The sequence below is a fragment of the Azospirillum griseum genome (genome assembly GCF_003966125.1).
Classification (GTDB): Bacteria; Pseudomonadota; Alphaproteobacteria; order Azospirillales; family Azospirillaceae; genus Azospirillum; species Azospirillum griseum.
In genome coordinates this window covers 374750-394448 of record NZ_RXMA01000002.1, presented here as the reverse complement: position 1 = coordinate 394448, position 19699 = coordinate 374750, and the positions used below count along the sequence as shown (strand labels likewise).

The following is a 19699-nucleotide window of genomic DNA, read 5'->3' as shown; positions in this document are numbered from 1 at the left end:
TCGACCCAGCTCCCGCCATAAGGGCCGACATACAGAATCCATTTCAACGAACGCTGCTACTCATCTTTTCCAAATGCGATTCCCGTGCCCGGTTTTGCGGCCTTTTGGGGCCATTTGCCACGGATCAGCCCTGTTCGGTTGAGGAAAGCGGTGCCAGCGTCGGGGAGGTCAGCAGACGCCGTCCGGCACCGGCGGCGATGTCAGCCAACCGGTCGGCCAGCGCGGGCGTGCCGGTGAACAGCACGGCCACCGCCGCCACGCCCGGCCCCTGCGCCGTCAACGCGCCCAGCGCCTCGCCCGCGCGGTCGCCGCAATCCAGGACACCGGCCACAGACAGGTCGGGGTGGGCGCGGCGCAGCCCGTCCAGCAGCGCGCCCAGCCACAGCACCCCGAGCGCGCCATCGGCCAGCAACGTCAGCCCCACGCCCGCCGCCCGCGCGGAGTCGACCGCCGCCCGCGCGTCGTCGGCCCCGCGCACGGGAAGGACCAGGGAGGGGGATGCAAGCATGGTGTCGGCTGTGGTGTCGGCTCGTGGATCGGACCCGATGGGTGACGCGGGTTTTGCAGTCTTCGCCCCGGATGTCCAGCTTCTTGCGAAAATTGAGGCAGGTCAAACCACCGATTGGTGCAGCGGCGCTATGGTTGGGACCGGGCAGGGGGACCGCCGGGGTGGTCCCTGCCTTGTGAAATCGCGCCGGTCGGGAACAGCGTCATGATGGAATACAAGGGTTACAAGGCCCAGATCGATTTCGACGCCGAAGCGGGAACCTTCGTTGGCGAGGTCATCAACACGCATGACGGCATCGGCTTTTCCGGCCGGTCGGTGGACGAGCTGATGACCGCCTTCCGGCGGGCGGTGGACGAGTATCTGGAGCTGTCCTGCGACATGGGCGGCGAGGCGGTTCACCCGTTCTCCGGCCAGCTTGCCATCCGCGTCAACCCCATGCTGCACCGCGCCATCGCCATCTGTGCCGAGCGGGAGGGCAAGAGCGTCAGCGCCTGGATCGCCGAATGTCTGAGCCGGGCGGCCGGGGTCTCCCCGTCCCGCATGGGGGGGTGATTTTGCATTTTGCGAAGCTCTTTGCAACGAAACGGTTTGGTGTTTGCGTTGCGCAACGCGGCGTCACAGCCGTCGATCCCCTCAGAGAAACGGCTGGTCATGCGTCCGGGGGGTGTTTCCATTCAATTTCACCCCCGACATCCAGATTTCTGAATTGGCATCTGGATTGCTTTCCCTGACCACGAACAGGTTCAAAGGGGAACGTCATGGGCGGAACAAAACTGACTTTGCGGGCCAAGCTGTGGGGTTTGGTCGCGTTGGCGAGCGTGGCGTCCGTCAGCATTGCGGCGGCGGGGCTGTGGCTCAACAAGCAAAGCATGTATGAGGACCGGAAGGCATCCCTTCAGCACGTCGTTGAAATCGCGCATGGGCTGGCCACCGGCTATGAGGCCGAGGTCAAGGCCGGGCGCTTGACCCGCGAACAGGCGTTCGAGCGGTTCAAGGCCAACATCAACACGATGACCTACGGCGGCAAGGAGTACATTTTTGTCCAGAACATGCAGTATCAGACGGTCGTTCACCCCTTCCGTCCCGAGGTGATCGGCAAGGACCAGCGCGACAACAAGGACGCCAACGGTGTTTACTTCGTGCGGGAGCTGGTCGACACCGCCCGCAACAAGGGGCAGGGCTTCGTGTCCTACATGTACCCGAAACCCGGCTCCGAAACCCCGCTGCCGAAGCTGAGCTTCGTGAAATTCTTCGACCCCTGGCAGTTGGAGATCGGGACCGGCGTCTACATCGACGACCTCGACACCCGCTTTCAGGACAATTTGACGAAGGTGGCGGGCGTGGTTGGTTTGCTGGCCCTGCCGGTGATCCTGCTCATCGCCTTTGTCGGCAACGGCATCAGCACCCGCATTCGGCGCTTGGCCGCAGCGATGGGATCTCTGGCCGACGGGGATCTGGCCGTGACCGTGCCGGAAACCACCCGGTTGGACGAGTTGGGCGACATGGGCCGCGCGGTGCAGGTGTTCAAGGAGAACGCCGAGGCCCGCCGTCGGCTGGAGGCCGAACAGGCCGCCGTCGCCCAGCGGGCCGAGCAGGACAAGCGGCAGGCGATGGCCCAGTTGGCCCAGGGCTTCGAAGGTTCGGTCGGCGGCATGATCCAGGCCGTCTCAACCACCACCAGCGAGCTGGAGCGCAAGGTTCTCGCCATGTCCCAGGCCGCCGACCAGACCAACCAGTTGGCGGGCGTCGTGGCGATGGCCAGCGACACCACGGCGGCCAACGTGCAGACGGTGGCGGCGGCCTCGCAGCAGCTTAACAGCTCCATCGCCGAAATCGGGCAGCAGGTTTCCGAAGCCAGCCGCGTGGCCGACGAGGCGGTCGGGCTGGCCCAGCAGGCCAACAACCGCATCGGCAGCCTCGCCGACGCGGTGGAAAAGATCGGGACCGTCGTCGGCCTCATCAACTCCATCGCCGGTCAAACCAACTTGCTGGCGCTGAACGCCACCATCGAGGCGGCGCGGGCCGGTGAGGCGGGCAAGGGCTTTGCCGTGGTGGCGAGCGAGGTGAAGGCGCTGGCCAACCAGACCGCCAAGGCCACCGACGAAATCGGCGGGCAGATGAGCGGCATCCAGGCGGTGACGGGTCAGGCGGTGATGGAAATCCAGCGGGTGGCCGCTGTCATCGACCGGCTGAGCGGCATCGCCACCGCCATTTCCGCCGCCGTCGAGGAGCAGAACGCCGCCACCGCCGAAATCTCCCGCAGCGTCCAGCAGGCCGCCGCCGGAACCGGCGAGGTGTCCACCAGCATCGCCGGTGTGACCGTCGCCTCCGACCAAAGCGGGCGCACCGCGCGTGAATTGGTGGACGCGCTGGGCAAGCTCAGCGGGCAGGCCGATGGGCTGAAGAGCCAGGTCAGCAGCTTCCTCAACACCGTGCGCGCGGCGTAAACCTGCGCGCCCCACAACGGGGCGCAACGGCCAAACAAAAAGGGCGCTTCCCCGCAGGGAAGCGCCCTTTTGGCTCCGGCGGACCGGAACGCGGTTACTTCGCGTTGACCATGGCGACGGCGGTGTCGCTCATGCGGTTCGAGAAGCCCCACTCGTTGTCATACCAGGTCATGATGCGGACGAAGTTGCCGCCGATGACCTTGGTTTCGTTCAGCGCGAAGATCGAGCTGTGCGGGTCGTGGTTGAAGTCCGACGAGACCAGCGGCTCGGCGTAGGCACCAAGGATGCCCTTCAGCGGGCCGTTGGCGGCGTCGGAGATCGCCTTGGAGATCTCTTCCACCGTGGTGGCGCGCTTGGAGTTGAACTTGAAATCGACGACCGAGACGTTCGGGGTCGGCACGCGGATGGCGGTGCCGTCCAGCTTGCCCTTCAGGCCCGGCAGAACCTTGCCGACGGCCTTGGCCGCACCGGTGGAGGTCGGGATCATGTTCAGCGCGGCCGCGCGGGCGCGGTGCAGGTCGCTGTGGTTGGTGTCCACAATGCGCTGATCGCCGGTGTAGGAGTGGATGGTGGTCATGAAGCCGTGTTCGATGCCGACGAGGTTGTCGAGCACGAAGGCGACCGGGGCCAGGCAGTTGGTGGTGCAGGACGCGTTGGAGACGATGCGGTGCTCCGCCTTCAACTGGTCATGGTTCACGCCATAGACGACGGTGATGTCTTCGTCGGTCGCCGGGGCGGAAATCAGCACCTTCTCGGCACCGGCTTCCAGATGCTTGGCGGCGGCGTCGCGCTTGGTGAAGATGCCCGAGCATTCCATGGCGACCTGGACGCCCAGATCCTTCCAGGGCAGCTTGGCCGGGTCACGCTCCTGCACGACCTTGATCTCGTGGCCGTTGACGATCAGCACGCCGTCGCGGGTCTCGATGGTGCCGGGGAAACGGCCATGGACGCTGTCGTACTTCAGCAGATGGGCGTTGGCCTTGAGGTCGGCGAGGTCGTTGATCGCCACGACCTCGACGTCCTTGCGGCCGCTCTCATAGATGGCCCGCAGAACCAGACGGCCGATGCGGCCAAAACCGTTGATCGCTACCCGAACAGCCATGTCTTCCTCCAATTTGGAAATGAACGCCGCCCGATGCGAACCGGGCGGTGTCGCCGCTTATTCTCAGAGACGCGCCTTGACGGCGCTGACGACCGCTTCGGCGGTGATGCCGAAGTGCTTGTAAAGCTCTTGATACGGGGCCGATTCGCCAAAGCCCGGCATGCCGATGAACACGCCGTTGCTGCCCAGCCAGCGGTCCCAGCCCAGGCGGGCCGCGGCTTCAACACCGACGCGCACGCCGTCGCCCAGAACCGCCGCCTGATAGGCCGCGTCCTGCTCGGCGAACAGCTCCCAGCTCGGCATCGACACCACGGCGGTCCCGATCCCGTCGGCCTGGAGCGCGGCGCGGGCCTCCATCGCCAGCGACACTTCCGAACCGGTGGCGAGGATGGTCGCCTTGCGCACGCCCTCGGCCTCGGCCAGCACATAGGCACCGCGCGCGCTGCGGTTTTCCGCCGTGTGTTCGGTGCGGTGCGTCGGCACGTTCTGACGGGTCAGGGCCAGGATCGACGGGCCGTTGACGCGTTCCACCGCCAACTGCCAGCATTCGGCGGTTTCCACCGCGTCGCCGGGGCGCAGGACCAGCAGGTTCGGGATGGCGCGCAGCGCGGCCAGATGCTCGACCGGCTGGTGGGTCGGGCCGTCCTCACCCAGACCGATGGAGTCGTGGGTCATGACGAAGATGGAGCGCTGCTTCATCAGCGCGGCCAGACGGATCGACGGGCGGCAGTAGTCGGCGAACTGCATGAAGGTGCCGCCGTAGGGGATGACGCCGCCGTGCAGCGCCATGCCGTTCATCAGCGTGGCCATGCCATGCTCGCGCACGCCGTAGCGGACATACTGACCGGCGAACTTGCCCCGGCCTTCCACATCGACGCTGCCCTTGGCCTTGGTGTTGTTCGACGGCGTCAGGTCGGCGGAGCCGCCGACCAGCTCGGCGATGGCCGGAACCAGCGCGTCCAGCGTGTTGCCGGAGGCGACGCGGGTGGCCCAGCTCGGCTTGTCGGCGCTGATCTTGGCCTTCAGCGCGACGATGGTGTCGTTCAGGGCGGCGGGCACGCCGCGGCCGAAGGCGGCCTGGAAGGCGGCGCGGGTGTCGGCGTCCTGCGCGTCCAGACGGGCGGTCCAGGCGGCGAAGGCGTCGGCGCTGCGGGCACCGGCGGCGCGCCAAGCCGACAGCACATCGTCGGGAACGACGAACGGGGCGTGCGGCCAGTCGATGGCGGTGCGGGTGGCGGCGATCTCGTCGGCCCCCAGCGGCGAGCCGTGGCAGCTGTGCGAGTTGGCCTTGTTCGGCGCGCCCTTGCCGATGATGGTGCGGCAGGCGATCAGCGTCGGCTTGTCGGTGGAGGTGCGGGCCTGCGCGATGGCGGCCTCGACGGCGGCCATGTCGTGGCCGTCCACCGAAATCGTGTTCCAGCCATAGGAGCGGAAGCGCGCCGGGGTGTCGTCGGTGAAGCTCAGATCGGTCGAGCCGTCGATGGAGATGTGGTTGTCGTCCCACAGCACGATCAGGCGGTTCAGCCCCAGATGCCCGGCCAGCGAGCACGCCTCGTGGCTGACGCCCTCCATCAGGTCGCCGTCCGAGGCGATGACGTAGGTGGTGTGATCGACCAGCGCGTCGCCGAAGCGGGCGTTGGTGATCCGCTCGGCCAGCGCGAAGCCGACGGCGGTGGACACGCCCTGACCCAGCGGGCCGGTGGTCATCTCGATCCCCAGCGACGGATCGACCTCGGGGTGGCCGGGGGTCAGGCTGCCCAACTGGCGGAAGCGCTTGATCTCGTCGATCGTCATGCGTTCGTAGCCGGTCAGATGGCTCAACGCGTACATCAGCATCGAGCCGTGACCGGCCGACAGGATGAAGCGGTCGCGGTCGGCCCAGGTCGGGTTCTTCGGGTCGAACTTCAGGAATTTGGTGAACAGCACCGTGGCGACGTCGGCCATGCCCATCGGCATGCCGGGGTGGCCGGACTTCGCGGCCTCAACCGCGTCCATGGCGAGCGCGCGGATCGCGTTCGCCATCGTCTGAAGGGAAGGCTGGGCAGTGGCAGCGGACATCGGGGCGGTTTCCTGAAGCTCGGACGCGTGGGGCGTGCGTCGGGGCGCGCGCGTGGGGCACATCATCTTTGCGGGTGCCTGTCAAGGCTCCCCAAGACGCGCGCACCATGCCGATCCGATGCCCCTAGGTCAACATGGGAATGGGGGTGTGTCCGGCATGGCAGACGCCGCGCGGCGTTCGGTCCCGCCGCCCTGCCAGCCCCCCGGATGGATCGGGCGCGGGCCGGGTGCTGATTGGGTGTTGACGTTGCCCACCCCCCGGCCCAACTCTAGGTTCCCGCAAAGGGAAACCGTCGGTGGGGCACCCCGTGTCCCGGCCGTGGTGGTTCCCGCTTGGCCGTCCGTTCGGATATCGGCTCAGACATCAAAGGCTTTGGCCCATGGATTCCGTGAAAGCCGCGTTGGAGCGTTTGAATCGCGCGGTGGACCGCCTGGAACACGCCGCCACTGGGCGCGAGGCGCGGGCGAGCCGCCGTGAACAGGATTTGACCCAGGCGCTCGACACGGCGCGGGCCGAACGGGCAACCGCGCAGGCCGCTGCGGACACGGTGTCGCAGCGGTTGGAGGTGGCGATCGGCCGCCTGGAACAGGTGTTGGAGAATTGATGCCATGGCCCAGGTCGATCTGGAGGTCAACGGACGCGCCTACCGCATGCTCTGCGAAGACGGGCAGGAGGGGCGCTTGCGCGAACTGGCGGCCTATGTCGATGGCCGCTTGCGCCACCTGACCGGCGGCGGGAAATCCGGCTCCGACGCCCAGATGCTGTTGATGACCTGCCTGGTGATGGCCGACGAGTTGCAAGAGCTGCTGACCGGGCGCGGCGTGGTTCCGGTGTCGGTGGTGGAGCAGGCCGAGGTGGTCGCCGGACTCGATCGTGTCACAAAACGCATCGAAGAGGTTGCCGTTCGGCTCGAGCGCGCCTAGATTGGGGTCAGGAAGGTCGCTGCCCGGTTCGACAGGTCGCATTCATCCCCAGGGCCGATAACCTTGATCCATTAGGGAACTGTCCCTGTCCAGGCCCTTGGCCTGGGTACACGGTGCCCACCTGCTCATGCAGGCCATGGAGGATAGGCACATGATCATCGGCCAGGGTGGCCCCTTCCGCTTTCCCTTTTTCCCCATCACCATGACACGCGCATGAGCCAGCCGCAGGGCCGTGATGGCGAAGGCTCCGCCGCGATGGATTGCTATCCGATGGGGACTCTCCCGCTGGACAAGACCGCCGCCCGCGCGGAAGCCCGCGCGGTGCGCGACGCGCTGACCGATCCGACGCTGCGCGCCGACGCCGCGCGCGCGGTGCGCGACCGTGTGGCGGCCCTGGGGATTCCTGAGATTGTTCAGGGCGGGTGCGTCGGCGGCTATTGGCCGTTGGGTTCGGAACTCGACGTTCGGCCCGCCATGCTCCATCTTCGTCAGACGGGTTGCGCGCTGGCGCTGCCGGTGTCCGGTCCGCGCGGCACGGCGCTGACCTTCCGCGACTGGGACCCCGACGCGCCGATGGCGACGGGGCGCTACGGCATCCAGGAGCCGGGGGCGGACCGCCCGGTGGTACAGCCGCGCGCGCTGCTGGTCCCGCTGCTGGCCTTTGACCGGCGCGGCGGGCGGCTGGGCTATGGTGCCGGCTATTACGACCGCACGCTTGCCGCGCTGCGGGCGGGTGGGCCGGTGCTGGCGGTGGGCGTGGCCTTTGCCGCGCAGGAACGGGATGCGGTGCCGTGCGACGCGCACGACGAACCGATGGATTGGATTGTGACGGAGCGTGAGACGCTCCGCTTTGGCGGATAGGCGGGTCGAGATGCGGATTTTGTTTTTCGGGGATGTGGTGGGCCGCGCGGGCCGGGATGCGGTGATCGCGCACATGCCGACGTTGCGCGACCGGCTCGACCCCGACCTGACCGTGGTCAATGGCGAAAACGCCGCCGGGGGCTATGGCGTCACCGTCAAGATCGCCGATGAGTTCTTCGCCGCCGGGATCGATGTGGTGACGTTGGGCAACCACACCTGGGACCAGAAGGATTTGGTCGGAACCATCGACCAGCAACCGCGCATCGTCCGCCCGGTCAATTACCCGGAAGGCACGCCGGGGCGCGGCTTCGTGCTGTTGCAGGCGCGCGGCGGGCGCAAGGTGCTGGTGGTCAACGCCCTGCTGCGCCTGTTCATGGAGCCGATGGACGATCCGTTCGCCGCCGTGGATCGGGTGTTGAAGGCGCACCGGCTGGGGGCGGGCGGGGTGGACGCCATCCTGATCGACATCCATGGCGAGGCGACCAGCGAAAAAATGATCATGGGCCATTTCTGCGATGGCCGCGCGTCGCTGGTGGTGGGCACGCACAGCCATGTGCCGACCGCCGACCACACCATTCTGCCCAAGGGAACGGCCTATCAGACCGACGCGGGCATGTGCGGCGATTACGACAGCGCCATCGGCATGAAAAAAGAGGTCGCCATGGCCAAGATGGTGCGCAAGCTGCCGACCGAACGCCTGTCTCCGGCCGAAGGGGAGGGGACGGTCTGCGGCTGCTACGTCGAGACCGACGACCGCACCGGGCTGGCCCTGCGGATCGAGCCGGTGCGCATCGGCGGGCGTCTCAGCCAATCGGTGCCGGAACGGCGGCAGTGACGGAATCCGGGCTGCGGTGATCGCCGCCGCACTCTCGCCATATTGACTTTCTAATCGGGTGGGTGTCGTCTGCCGCGCCGAAAGCGTGCGGTGGCGTGGCGGACCTGTTACATGTGTCCTGCGCCGATCCACCTGATTAACCCGTTTTTGTTCGAGGCTCGTTCGACCCATGGCCGGTCATTCCCAGTTTAAGAACATCATGCACCGCAAGGGCGCGCAGGACGCCAAGCGGTCCAAGATCTTCAACAAGCTCGCCCGCGAAATCACCGTGGCCGCGAAATCCGGCCTGCCCGACCCGGCGGCCAACCCGCGCCTGCGCGCCGCCATTCTGGCGGGCCGCGCGCAAAACATGCCGCGCGACCGCATCGACCGCGCCATCAAGCAGGGCACGCCCGGCGGCGGCGACGACGCCAATTATGAAGAGGTCCGGTACGAGGGCTACGGCCCCGGCGGCACCGCCCTGATCGTCGAGGCGTTGACTGACAACCGCAACCGCACCGCCTCGGAAGTCCGTTCCGCCTTCACCAAGCATGGCGGCAGCCTGGGCGAGACCAACTCGGTCAGCTTCATGTTCAACCGGGTCGGCGCGATCCTCTACCCCGTCGCCGCCGCGACCGCCGACGCCATGTTCGAAGCCGCGCTGGACGCCGGGGCCGACAACGTCGAATCCGACGAGAACGGCCATCAGGTGACGAGCACGGTCGAGAATTTCGGCTCGGTGCGCGACGCGTTGGAAGCCAAGTTCGGCGCGCCGGAAAGCGCCCGCCTGACCTGGATCCCGCTGAACACCGTCGCCCCCAGCGAAGACGCGGCGGCCAGCCTGCTGAAGCTGATCGACGTGCTGGAAGACAACGACGACGTTCAGGTGGTCGAAGGCAACTTCGACATCTCCGACGAGCTGATGCAGAAGCTCACCGCCTGATCGGGGGCCTGATCGGGCGGGGGCTGCACGGACAGGGTTGGAGCGAGCGGGGGATCGTGGTGTGTTTGCGCAGGCCGGACGACACGGAACGGCGCCGCCCAAGGCGGTGCGGCTGCTGGGGATCGACCCCGGCCTGCGCCACACCGGGTGGGGCGTCATCGATGTGGTCGGCAACCGCCTGATCCACGTCGCCGATGGGGCCGTCCATTCCGACGCCGGTTGCTCGCTGGCCGAACGTCTGGTCCAGTTGCACGACGCCCTGTCGGCGGTGCTGGACGACCATCGCCCCGACGAGGCGGCGGTGGAGGAAACCTTCGTGAACGCGAACGCCGCCTCGACCCTGAAGTTGGGGCAGGCGCGCGCGGTGGCCCTGCTGGTCCCGGCGCTGGCCGGGCTGGCGGTGGCCGAATACGCCAACAACATGGTGAAAAAGGCGGTTGTCGGCCAGGGCCGCGCCGACAAGGCGCAGGTCCAGGCGATGATCCGCCTGCTGCTGCCCGGCTGCACCATCAGCACCCCCGACGCCGCCGACGCGCTTGCCGTCGCCATCTGCCACGCCCACCACCGCGCCAGTTGGACTTTGTGGCGTCGGACCGGTGCGGCGCGTCCTTCATCGTCTTCCGCCACGATTCTCCCTCTCCCGGACCGGGAGGGGAGCAAAAAGGACGAGCGCGCATGATCGCCAAACTGACCGGCATCGTTGATTCCATTGGCACCGACTGGCTCATTCTCGACGTCAACGGGGTCGGCTATCTGCTGTCCTGTTCCAACCGCACGCTGTCGCGGATGGCGGTGGGGGAGCGGGTTTCGCTGGTGGTGGAAACCTTTGTGCGGGAGGAACGGATCGTCCTGCACGGCTTTGGCGACGCGGGCGAGCGGGATTGGTTCAAGCTGTTGACCACCATCCAGGGGGTGGGCGCGCGGTTGGCGTTGTCGATCCTGGGGGTGCTCGATCCCGACCAGTTGACCCGCGCCATCGCCGCGCAGGACAAGACCGCGCTGATCCGCGCCGACGGCGTCGGGCCGAAGGTGGCGGCGCGCATCCTGAACGAGTTGAAGGACAAGGTCGGTCATCTGTCGCTGGGACCGGCGGCGGCCAACGCTCCGGCCACGGCCAAGGGGGCCGCTCCGGCGCTGGCGTCGTCGGCGGCGAACACGGCGCTGGCCGACGCGGTGTCGGCGTTGGTCAATCTCGGCTATGGCCGGTCGGAAGCCTTTGGCGCGGTGGTCGCCGCCGGGCGGGCGTTGGGCGATGAGGCCAGCGTCTCCGACCTGATTCGCCAGGGCCTGAAGGAACTCAGCCAATGAGCGCGGCGCAACCCGGCGGGCCGGATCGTCTGGTGGGGACGGGGCCGACCAGCGGCGACGGGGCCGACGCCTCCATCCGCCCGCTGACTCTGGCCGAGTTCATCGGCCAGAAGCAGGCGCGCGAGAACCTGTCCATCTTCATCCAGGCCGCCCGCGCGCGCGGGGAGGCGCTGGACCATGTGCTGCTGTTCGGCCCGCCGGGGCTGGGCAAGACCACGCTGGCGCAGATCGTCGCGCGCGAGTTGGGGGTGGGATTCCGCGCCACCTCCGGCCCGGTCATCGCGCGGGCGGGCGATCTGGCGGCGCTGCTGACCAACCTCCAGCCCCACGATGTTTTGTTCATTGACGAGATTCACCGCCTTAATCCTGCCGTGGAGGAGGTGTTGTATCCCGCCATGGAGGATTTCCAACTCGATCTCATCATCGGCGAAGGGCCATCGGCGCGGTCGATCCGCATCGATCTGCCGCCCTTCACGCTGGTTGGTGCCACGACCCGCAGCGGCCTCATCACCCGGCCCCTGCGCGAGCGTTTCGGGATTCCGGTGCGGCTGCAATTTTACGAGCCGGAGGAGCTGGAACTGATCGTGCGCCGCGCCGCCGGGGTGCTGAACATGGCGATCACGCCGGAAGGCGCGCGGGAAATCGCCAACCGGTCGCGCGGAACGCCGCGCGTGTCGGGGCGTCTGCTGCGCCGGGTGCGCGACATCGCCGCCGTCGCCGGGGTCCCGGAGGTGGACCGCCGGGTGGCCGACGCCGCCCTGACCCGGCTGGAGGTGGACCGCCGGGGCCTGGACAGCATGGATCACCGCTATCTCGGCCTGATCGCCGGGAATTACGGCGGCGGTCCGGTGGGGGTGGACACGCTGGGCGCGGCGCTGGGCGAACAGCGCGACGTGCTGGAGGAGGTGGTGGAACCCTACCTGATCCAGCAGGGCTTTTTGCAACGCACCCCGCGCGGGCGGATGTTGACCGACCAGGGATTCCGCTATCTCGGCCTGACGCCGCCCAACGCGGCGGTGCGTCAACTCGACCTGCTCGACCGCATGGGCGGGGAGGACGCCGATGAGTGATGTTTTGCCCAGCACGCCGTCGCCCGCCACGCCGTCGCTGTCGGGCTGGTTCGCCCCGGACGGGACGCACCGCTTTCCCGTGCGCGTCTATTACGAGGATACCGACGCGGGCGGCATCGTCTATCACGCCAACTACCTGCGCTTTGCCGAGCGGGCGCGGTCGGAGATGCTGAGTTTGCTGGGCTTCCGGCAAACCGCGATGGCGGCGGGCGACGCCGACACGCCGGGTGTGTCATTTGCGGTACGGCGGACGACGATTGACTTCGCCGCCCCGGCCCGGCTTGAGGATACGCTTGAAGTGGAAACCCGGATCGCCGATATCGGCGGTGCATCCTTCGCAGTTGCACAATCGATCCGCCGGAACGAGCGCCTGCTTGTCCGGGCGGAGTTGCAATTGGTAACGATCAACGCCGCCGGGCGGGCCGTGCGCCTGCCGGGCGCGGTGCGCGCGGCGATCGAACGGCTGCGACGGACGCAACACGACAGTTTTGACACCGTTCAACCCGGCCCGGATGGGGCCAACACCCAGCAATCACGAGACTGACCGCGATGGATGCTCTGCAAACCGCCCAAATGGTTGGCACCGCTGCCGCCACCAAGGCCCCCGAGATCACGATCCTCGGCCTGTTCTGGCAGGCCGATGCGGTTGTCAAGATCGTCATGCTGATGCTTGTCGTCGCCTCGGTCTGGTGCTGGGCGATCATCATCGAAAAGCTGATGCGCATCCGTCGCCTGAACGCCCAGGCCGACGCGTTCGAGGAAAGCTTCTGGTCGGGCGGCTCGCTCGACACGCTCTATGACCGCATCGGCCAGAACCCGACCGATCCGATGTCGGCGACCTTCTCCGCCGGGATGCGCGAATGGCGGCTGGCCGCCGACCGTGGCCTGTCGGGGCCGATGAAAGGTTCGCTGCAACAGCGGGTGGACCGCGTCATGGCGGTGACGATCGGGCGCGAGATGGCGCGGGCCGAACGCTACATGACCTTCCTGGCCTCGGTCGGATCGACCGCCCCCTTCATCGGCCTGTTCGGCACGGTGTGGGGCATCATGAACTCCTTCACCTCCATCGCCGGGTCGGGCAACACCAGCCTCGCCGTGGTCGCGCCGGGCATCGCCGAGGCGCTGTTCGCCACCGCCATGGGCCTGCTCGCCGCCATTCCCGCCGTGTTGTCCTACAACAAATTCTCCACCGATCTCGGCCGCTACGCCGACCGTCTGGAGACCTTCTCGGGCGAGTTCGCGGCGATCCTGTCCCGCCATCTCGAGGAGCGGGGAGCCGCCTGAACCATGGCCGCACAACTCGCAGGCAAATCCCACGGGCGCGGCAAGCGCCGGGGCTATCGCGCGATGGCCGACATCAACATGACGCCGTTCATCGACGTCATGCTGGTGCTGCTGATCGTCTTCATGGTCGCCGCCCCGATGCTGACGGTCGGCGTGCCGGTCGATCTGCCCAAGACCAACGCCGCGCCGCTGGAGCAGCAAAAGGATCCGCTGTTCGTCACCGTGCAGCCCGATGGCCGGATCTTCGTGCAGGAAACCGTGGTCGAGCTGACCAACATGGTCCCGCTGCTGATCGCCGTGACCAACAACAACCCCGAAGCCCGCATCCTGGTGCGCGGCGACCGGACCATCGCCTATGGCAAGATGCTGGAGGTGATGGGCACGATGAGCGCGGCTGGATTCAAGAAGGTTGGTCTGGTCGCCGAGATGCCGAACGGCCCCGCCGCGCCGTCGGCGCGCGTCGGCGCGACCCCGGTGCGTTGAGACGGGCGGATTTTCCATGCGCAAGCCTCTGATCGCCTCGGCTGTTCTGCACGTCGCGCTGGTCGCGCTGATGGTGCTCGGCATGCCGCCCAGCGATCGCAAGCTCGAAATCGCCCCGTCCATCCCGATCGAGATCGTCGAGATGGGCGAGGTGACGGAAGCCGCCCGCGTCGAGCAGGGCGAACCCAAGCCCGCGACCGCCACGCCCCGGCCCCCGGTGCCGGACGCCAAACCGACGCCGCCCGCCCCGACGCCGCCGGACGACCAGGACGAACCGCCCCCGCCGCCGCCCCTGCCGCAGCGCGCACCGGAGCCGCCGAAGGTTGCCCAGGTGCCGCCGCCCCCGCGTGAGCCGACGCCGCCGCCCAAGCCGACGCCGCCACCCCCTCCGCCTCCGGCTCCACCGCCGCCGCCCCCTCCGCCGCCTCCACCCCCGGCCCCGCCGCCGCCGCCGGAACCCTCGCCGGTGCCGACGCCCAAGCCGCCCGAGCCGAAGCCGGAGCCGAAGCCGGAACCCCCGCGCCCGCCGGAACCGCCGCGTCCCGAGCCGCCGAAACCGGAGCCGCCCAAGCCGCCGGAACCCCCACGACCGCCCGAACCGCCGAAACCGGAACCGAAAAAGCCGGAGCCGCCGAAGCCGGAAGCCCCCAAGCCCGAACCGACCAAGCACGAGCCTGCTCCGGCCAAACCGGACGCGCCCAAGCATGAGCCGGCCAAGCACGACCCGACTCCGGCCAAACCGGAACCGGCGAAGCCCGCGCCCGCCAAACCGGCGGAACCGGCCAAGCCGACCGAAACGGCCAAGGGCGATCCGAAAAAGACCGACGCCCCCGCCAAACCGGCGGAAAAGGCGGCGGCCAAGACGGATCCGCTGTCGGACCTGCTGTCCAACGTCGGCAAGATGAAGCCGTCGGACGCGCCGAAGGCGGACGGCAAACCGGCACCGGCGGCCTCGGCCAGCAGCGCGGCGGCCAAGCCCAGCCAGCAAACCGCCTCGGCGGCCCCCTCCGGGGCGGCCAAGGCGGTGAACGGGCCGGACAAGCCGTTCAAGCCGTCGGGCCGGGCGCTGGACGCCATCCGTGGCCAGCTCAGCAAGAACTGGAATTTCGATTCCGGTCGCAAGGACGCGGCGTCGATGCAGATCGAGATTCACGTCGAGGTTGGCCGGGACCGCTCGGTCATCCAGGCCTACATCGACGAGAAGTATCGGTCGCGCTACATGACCGACGCGGCTTTCCGCGCGTCCGCCGACGCCGCCGTCCGCGCGGTCAAGCGGTCCAGCCCGTTGGAGTTGCTGCCCAGCGAGTTCACGCCGGACAAATACGACCAATGGCGCTATATCGTGTTCAATTTCGATCCAAAGGACATGTTCTGACCATGACGACGAAGACGAGGCTTCTGCTGAAGCTCGCCGGGTTGACCGGTGCGCTTCTCTTGTCCTTCGGAGTTGCCGCTCCGCAGGAGGCGCGCGCCGAGTTGCGCATCGACATCACGCGGGGCGTGGTCGAACCGCTGCCCATCGCCATCACCAGCTTTGCCGGATCGGGCGGGCGCGACGCCCAGACCGGGGCCGACATCGCCAAGGTGATCTCCGCCGATCTGGAACGGTCGGGCCTGTTCCGTCCGCTCGACCCGCGCGGCTTCCTGCAAACGCCCGAACAGCTCCGCACCGGCGATCCGCGTTACCAGGATTGGAAGGCGTTGGGCGCGCAGGCGCTGGTGGCGGGCAACACCACCACCGGTCCCGACGGTCGCATGAAGGTGGATTTCCGCCTGTGGGACATCGCGTCCGCCCAATACATGCAGGGGCTGAGCTACACCGCCCCGCCGCAGGAATGGCGGCGCATCGCCCACATCGTCGCCGACGCCATTTACAAGCGTCTGACCGGCGAGGACGGCTATTTCGACACCCGCATCGTCTATGTCGCCGAATCCGGGCCGGCGAACACCCGCAAGAAGCAACTCGCCATCATGGATCAGGACGGTGAGAACCACCAGTTCCTGACCGATGGGCAATCGCTGGTCCTGACGCCGCGCTTCTCGCCGACGACCCAGGAAATCACCTACATGTCGTACTTCAACAAGAAGCCGCGCGTGTATCTGTTCAACATCGACACCGGCCGCCAGGAGGTGTTGGGTGATTTTCCGGGCATGACCTTTGCCCCGCGCTTCTCGCCCGATGGCAACCGAGTCATCATGAGCATGGCGCAGAACGGCAACACCGACATCTACACCCTGGATCTGCGGACCCGCCGCCAGACCCAGTTGACCGACTCGCCCGGCATCGACACCGCCCCCAGCTACTCGCCCGATGGTCAACGGATCGTCTTCGAGTCGGACCGTGGCGGCAGCCAGCAACTCTACATCATGGGCGCGGACGGTTCCGGGGTGAAGCGGCTCAGCTTTGGCGAAGGCCGGTACGGCACACCGGTGTGGTCGCCGCGCGGCGATCTGATCGCATTCACGCGTCAGCGTGGTAGCAGCTTTGCAGTGGGCGTGGTTCGGCCCGACGGCAGCGGCGAGCGAATCCTGAGCGAAGGCTATCACGTCGAGGGTCCGACCTGGGCGCCGAACGGTCGAGTTCTGATGTTTTTCAAAGACTTGCCGTCGGGTGACGGGCGTGGCCGCAACGCCAAGCTTTATTCCATCGACATCACCGGGGCCAACGAGCGCCGCGTCATCACGCCGCTGGACGCCTCCGATCCGGCGTGGTCGCCCTTGATTCCCTAATCAACTGCTCCTATTTTGCGGCAGCGCGAAGACAAGGTTAAAGACGTTGGTCGGACGTCCCTCCTTTCGTCGGGGTTGGCGAAAGAAAAACCGGTCTTCGCATTGTTGCCCGATCAAACAATCGATGTCGTTTCAAGGGGTCTCCACCATGCGCATGAAGTTCCTGGCTCTGGCCGCTGTTGCTCTGCTCGCCGCTTGCGAAACCGCTCCGAAGGACGCCAACACCGGCGCGGCCTCCAACTCCTCCTCGATCCGTCCGGGTTCGCAGGAAGATCTGGCCGTCAACGTTGGCGACCGCGTGTTCTTCGGTCTCGACCGTTACGACCTGTCCCCGGAAGCCCGCGCCACCCTGGACCGTCAGGCCAAGTGGCTGCAGACCTACGGTTCGGTCACTGTGACCATCGAAGGTCACGCTGACGAGCGCGGCACCCGCGAATACAACCTGGCGCTCGGCGAACGCCGCGCCAACTCGGTCAAGAACTACCTGGCCGCCAAGGGCGTCCCGGCCAACCGCGTGAAGGTCGTGTCCTACGGCAAGGAAAAGCCGGCCGTTGTCGGTTCGACCGAAGCCGCCTGGTCGCAGAACCGTCGTGGCGTGACCGTCGTCGATTGATCGACCGACGGACTCCCGCGAGTCTGACGACAAACGCCGCGTCCGGGCTTCCGGGCGCGGCGTTTGTCATTGTGGCGCGCGGTGTCATGGCCGTTCTGCGGGGGCACCCATGTCGGGGTGGGTGCACCGTGCGGTGTGATCTGCTAAACAGCCGTCATCACTTTGCCTTTTTCGGTCGGCACGGTTCCACCGTTGCCCGAACCGGTCGGGCAGCGTCGCAACGGGATCATCAACGACTTGGGAACGACCCAGGAACGACCCGGACAGGAAGATCGCGCATGACCAAAGCCTCCTCCTTTGCCGCTCTGCTGATGGGCGGTCTGCTGTGCGGAACCTCCGCTGTGGCCCAGACGGCCTCCCAGATCGACCGCCTCCAGCGGTTGGAGGTGCAGATGGCGGCCTTGGACGGCACGGTGCAGGTGGCGCAGGATTCCTCGCTCGCCGCCGATTTCGAGGTGCGGTTGCAGCGTCTGGAACGCGATGTCTCGGTGGTCACGGGCCGCTACGAGGAAACCGCCTATCAACTGGTCCAGATGCGCGAACGCCTGGAAAAGATGAACGCCGACATTGATTTCCGCCTGAAGGAGATGGAATCGAAGGGCGGCGGGGCCATGGGCGGCAGCGCCATGGGCGATGGGGCGCTGGGGCCGAAGCCGTCGAAGGCGGCCGAGAAGCAACCGGAGCGCGCACCGGAGAAGGCCCCGGAGAAACCCGCCCCGACTCCGGCCTTGCCCGCGAACGCCTCACCGGAAAAGCAATACGAACACGCCTTCGAACTGCTGCGCCAATCCGATTACGACAAGGCGGAAAAGGCGTTGCAGGAGTTCATCGCCAAGAACAAGAGCCACCCCTACGCCGCCAACGCGCAATATTGGCTGGGCGAGAGCTACTTCGTCCGCAACAAATTCACCGATGCAGCCCAGGCCTTTGCCGAAAATCTGTCGAAATACCCGAAAAACCCCAAGGCTCCCGACAGCCTGCTCAAGCTCGGCATGACCTTGCAGCAGTTGAACAAGAAGAGCGAAGCCTGCACCGCCTTCAACCAACTGATGACCAAGTTCCCCGAAGCCTCGGCCAGCGTGAAGCGGCGCGCCGACACGGAGCGCAAGCGCATCAATTGCCCGAGTTGACGTGACTGGTGCTGCCGCCTCGCCCGAACCGGTGTCCGACGCGGAATTCGCCGCCGCGATGGCGCGGGTGGGCGGCTTTGAACGCGCGCCCCGGATTCTGGTCGGGCTTTCGGGCGGTGGCGACAGTGTGGCGCTGACCCTGCTGCTGCGCCGCTGGGTGGCGGCGCGGGGGGGCGATCTGCTTGCCGTCGCCGTCGATCACGGGTTGCGTCCCGAGTCGGCGGCGGAAGCGGCGGCGGTGGGCGCGGCGATGGCGCGGTTGGGCGTGCCCCACCGGGTGATGCGCTGGGAGGGGGACAAGCCGTCCTCCGGCCTTCAGGCGGCGGCGCGCTCGGCGCGGCGGCGTTTGTTGGAGCTGGCCTGTGCGGAGGCGGGCTGCCTCCATCTCGCCCTGGCCCACAACCGCGACGACCAGGCGGAAACCCTGCTGCTGCGCCTGTCGCGTGGATCGGGAATCGATGGGTTGGCGGGGATGGCGGCGAGCGGCACCGCCGGGCTGGTCCGCGTCATCCGCCCCTGTCTGGAATTTTCCCACGAGCGCTTGCTCGCCACCTGCCGCGCGGCGGGTGTGGGGTGGGTCGAGGATCCCTCCAACCGCAACCCGCGCTTCGCCCGCGCCCGCCTGCGCGCCGTGGGCGATCTGCTGGCGGGGGAGGGGTTGAGCGTTGATCGGCTGGCCGACACCGCGCGCCGCGCCGCCCGCGCCCGCGCCGCGCTGGACCACGCCACGGCGGCGCTGTTGGCCAGGGCCGCATCCCTGCACCCTGAAGGGTGGATCCGGCTGGATCCGGTGGCGTTGGCCGACGCGCCGGAGGAGATCGGTTTGCGCGCCCTGACCCGCTGCTTGACCGTGGTTGGTGGCGATGAGCATCCACCGCGCGACGCGGCGGTCGAGCGGCTGTATGGGGGCATGTGCGATTCTGTGACGGTCGGGCGCGCCTCCTTTCCTGGCTGCACCCTGGCGGGCTGCCGGATCGCGCCGCGCCGGGGGGGCGTGGTGATCGCCCGCGAGGCGACGGCGGTGGCCGGACCGCAGCAGGCCACACCCGGAGAGCGGCTGTGGTGGGACCGCCGCTTTATCGTCATCCCCAGCGCCGACCGAACGGCTCCGGTGACGGTGGCGGCGCTGGGGGCGGCGGGATGGGCGCGGCTGGTGGCGGATAACCCCGACGTGCGCGGCCACGACGCCCCGGCGCTGGTGCGCCCGACGCTGCCCGCGCTGTGGTCGGACGGGGTGGTGGTGGCGGTTCCCAGCCTGGGATTCCGGCGGGCGGGGGAGCCGCCGGGGGACGTGGTGCGTTTTTCTCCGGCCTTGCCGTTGGCGGGGCCAGCTTTTCCGGTTGTCTCGGCGCGCGGCGGCATTATTTAATCAGGAAACGTGCCCGTGCACACCGGGGGGCGGCTTCACCGCCGCACCGCACGGC

The 19699-nt window shown here is 67.7% G+C and carries 21 protein-coding genes and 1 other RNA gene; 19 read left to right on the top strand and 3 right to left on the bottom strand.

Annotation, left to right across the window (positions count from 1 at the left end):
* Window positions 1-124: 124 nt before the first annotated feature.
* Window positions 125-508: a hypothetical protein gene (locus tag EJ903_RS04545; protein WP_126612515.1), complete on the bottom strand. Its 384-nt coding sequence runs from the start codon at window positions 506-508 to the stop codon at window positions 125-127.
* A 204-nt stretch (window positions 509-712) separates the two neighbouring features.
* Between EJ903_RS04545 and EJ903_RS04540 the strand changes: the two genes are divergently transcribed.
* Together EJ903_RS04540 and EJ903_RS04535 are read left to right on the top strand one after the other, a co-directional pair.
* Window positions 713-1060 carry a type II toxin-antitoxin system HicB family antitoxin gene (locus EJ903_RS04540; RefSeq protein ID WP_126612513.1) on the top strand — a complete coding sequence of 116 codons (348 nt, stop codon included), beginning with the start codon at window positions 713-715 and terminating at the stop codon, window positions 1058-1060.
* A gap of 206 nt (window positions 1061-1266) precedes the next feature.
* Window positions 1267-2955 (top strand): methyl-accepting chemotaxis protein, encoded by a 1689-nt coding sequence (locus EJ903_RS04535; RefSeq protein WP_126612511.1) that lies wholly within the window; start codon window positions 1267-1269, stop codon window positions 2953-2955.
* Between the two features lie 94 nt (window positions 2956-3049).
* Here the strand turns inward: EJ903_RS04535 and gap are convergent, their stop codons facing one another.
* Both gap and tkt read right to left on the bottom strand, forming a co-directional pair.
* Window positions 3050-4057 carry a type I glyceraldehyde-3-phosphate dehydrogenase gene (gene gap / locus EJ903_RS04530; RefSeq protein WP_126612509.1) on the bottom strand — a complete coding sequence of 336 codons (1008 nt, stop codon included), beginning with the start codon at window positions 4055-4057 and terminating at the stop codon, window positions 3050-3052.
* Between the two features lie 63 nt (window positions 4058-4120).
* Window positions 4121-6115: a transketolase gene (tkt, locus tag EJ903_RS04525; protein ID WP_126612507.1), complete on the bottom strand. Its 1995-nt coding sequence runs from the start codon at window positions 6113-6115 to the stop codon at window positions 4121-4123.
* A gap of 380 nt (window positions 6116-6495) precedes the next feature.
* Here tkt and EJ903_RS04520 point away from each other — a divergent pair, with 380 nt between their 5' ends.
* The 17 genes from EJ903_RS04520 to tilS all read left to right on the top strand — a co-directional run bounded on the left by EJ903_RS04520 (window position 6496) and on the right by tilS (window position 19644).
* Window positions 6496-6720 carry a hypothetical protein gene (locus EJ903_RS04520; RefSeq protein WP_126612505.1) on the top strand — a complete coding sequence of 75 codons (225 nt, stop codon included), beginning with the start codon at window positions 6496-6498 and terminating at the stop codon, window positions 6718-6720.
* Between the two features lie 4 nt (window positions 6721-6724).
* A complete protein-coding gene (locus EJ903_RS04515; protein ID WP_126612503.1) occupies window positions 6725-7039 on the top strand; it encodes a cell division protein ZapA in 315 nt (104 codons plus the stop codon).
* Between the two features lie 13 nt (window positions 7040-7052).
* Window positions 7053-7217: non-coding RNA, 6S RNA (gene ssrS / locus EJ903_RS04510), on the top strand.
* Window positions 7218-7252: 35 nt separating this feature from the next.
* Entirely contained in the window at window positions 7253-7900 is a 648-nt protein-coding gene (locus EJ903_RS04505; protein ID WP_246015182.1) for a 5-formyltetrahydrofolate cyclo-ligase, read from the top strand.
* Between the two features lie 10 nt (window positions 7901-7910).
* On the top strand, window positions 7911-8735 hold the full coding sequence (locus EJ903_RS04500; RefSeq protein ID WP_126612501.1) for a TIGR00282 family metallophosphoesterase: 825 nt from the start codon (window positions 7911-7913) through the stop codon (window positions 8733-8735).
* Between the two features lie 169 nt (window positions 8736-8904).
* On the top strand, window positions 8905-9657 hold the full coding sequence (locus EJ903_RS04495; RefSeq protein WP_126612499.1) for a YebC/PmpR family DNA-binding transcriptional regulator: 753 nt from the start codon (window positions 8905-8907) through the stop codon (window positions 9655-9657).
* A gap of 106 nt (window positions 9658-9763) precedes the next feature.
* Window positions 9764-10336 (top strand): crossover junction endodeoxyribonuclease RuvC, encoded by a 573-nt coding sequence (gene ruvC, locus EJ903_RS04490; RefSeq protein WP_126612576.1) that lies wholly within the window; start codon window positions 9764-9766, stop codon window positions 10334-10336.
* Window positions 10333-10965 (top strand): Holliday junction branch migration protein RuvA, encoded by a 633-nt coding sequence (gene ruvA / locus EJ903_RS04485; protein ID WP_126612497.1) that lies wholly within the window; start codon window positions 10333-10335, stop codon window positions 10963-10965. The genes ruvC and ruvA overlap by 4 nt, the downstream gene beginning before the upstream one ends.
* Window positions 10962-12035, top strand: a complete 1074-nt coding sequence (gene ruvB, locus EJ903_RS04480; protein ID WP_126612495.1) for a Holliday junction branch migration DNA helicase RuvB — start codon at window positions 10962-10964, stop codon at window positions 12033-12035. The genes ruvA and ruvB overlap by 4 nt, the downstream gene beginning before the upstream one ends.
* Window positions 12028-12579: a tol-pal system-associated acyl-CoA thioesterase gene (gene ybgC, locus EJ903_RS04475; protein ID WP_126612493.1), complete on the top strand. Its 552-nt coding sequence runs from the start codon at window positions 12028-12030 to the stop codon at window positions 12577-12579. Before ruvB ends, ybgC begins: the two co-directional genes overlap by 8 nt.
* Window positions 12580-12584: 5 nt before the next feature.
* Window positions 12585-13319, top strand: a complete 735-nt coding sequence (gene tolQ / locus EJ903_RS04470) for a protein TolQ (protein WP_126612491.1) — start codon at window positions 12585-12587, stop codon at window positions 13317-13319.
* A 3-nt stretch (window positions 13320-13322) separates the two neighbouring features.
* Window positions 13323-13802, top strand: a complete 480-nt coding sequence (tolR, locus tag EJ903_RS04465; RefSeq protein ID WP_126612489.1) for a protein TolR — start codon at window positions 13323-13325, stop codon at window positions 13800-13802.
* A 16-nt stretch (window positions 13803-13818) separates the two neighbouring features.
* The gene (locus tag EJ903_RS04460) at window positions 13819-15177 is read left to right on the top strand and encodes a hypothetical protein (protein WP_126612487.1); all 1359 of its coding nucleotides are present in this window, start codon (window positions 13819-13821) and stop codon (window positions 15175-15177) included.
* A gap of 2 nt (window positions 15178-15179) precedes the next feature.
* A complete protein-coding gene (gene tolB, locus EJ903_RS04455) occupies window positions 15180-16532 on the top strand; it encodes a Tol-Pal system beta propeller repeat protein TolB (protein ID WP_126612485.1) in 1353 nt (450 codons plus the stop codon).
* Window positions 16533-16680: 148 nt separating this feature from the next.
* Complete coding sequence (pal, locus tag EJ903_RS04450; RefSeq protein ID WP_126612483.1) at window positions 16681-17145, top strand: peptidoglycan-associated lipoprotein Pal; 465 nt, start codon at window positions 16681-16683, stop codon at window positions 17143-17145.
* 278 nt (window positions 17146-17423) lie between these two features.
* Window positions 17424-18275 carry a tol-pal system protein YbgF gene (ybgF, locus tag EJ903_RS04445; RefSeq protein WP_126612481.1) on the top strand — a complete coding sequence of 284 codons (852 nt, stop codon included), beginning with the start codon at window positions 17424-17426 and terminating at the stop codon, window positions 18273-18275.
* Between the two features lies 1 nt (window position 18276).
* On the top strand, window positions 18277-19644 hold the full coding sequence (tilS, locus tag EJ903_RS04440) for a tRNA lysidine(34) synthetase TilS (protein WP_246015180.1): 1368 nt from the start codon (window positions 18277-18279) through the stop codon (window positions 19642-19644).
* Window positions 19645-19699: the final 55 nt, after the last annotated feature.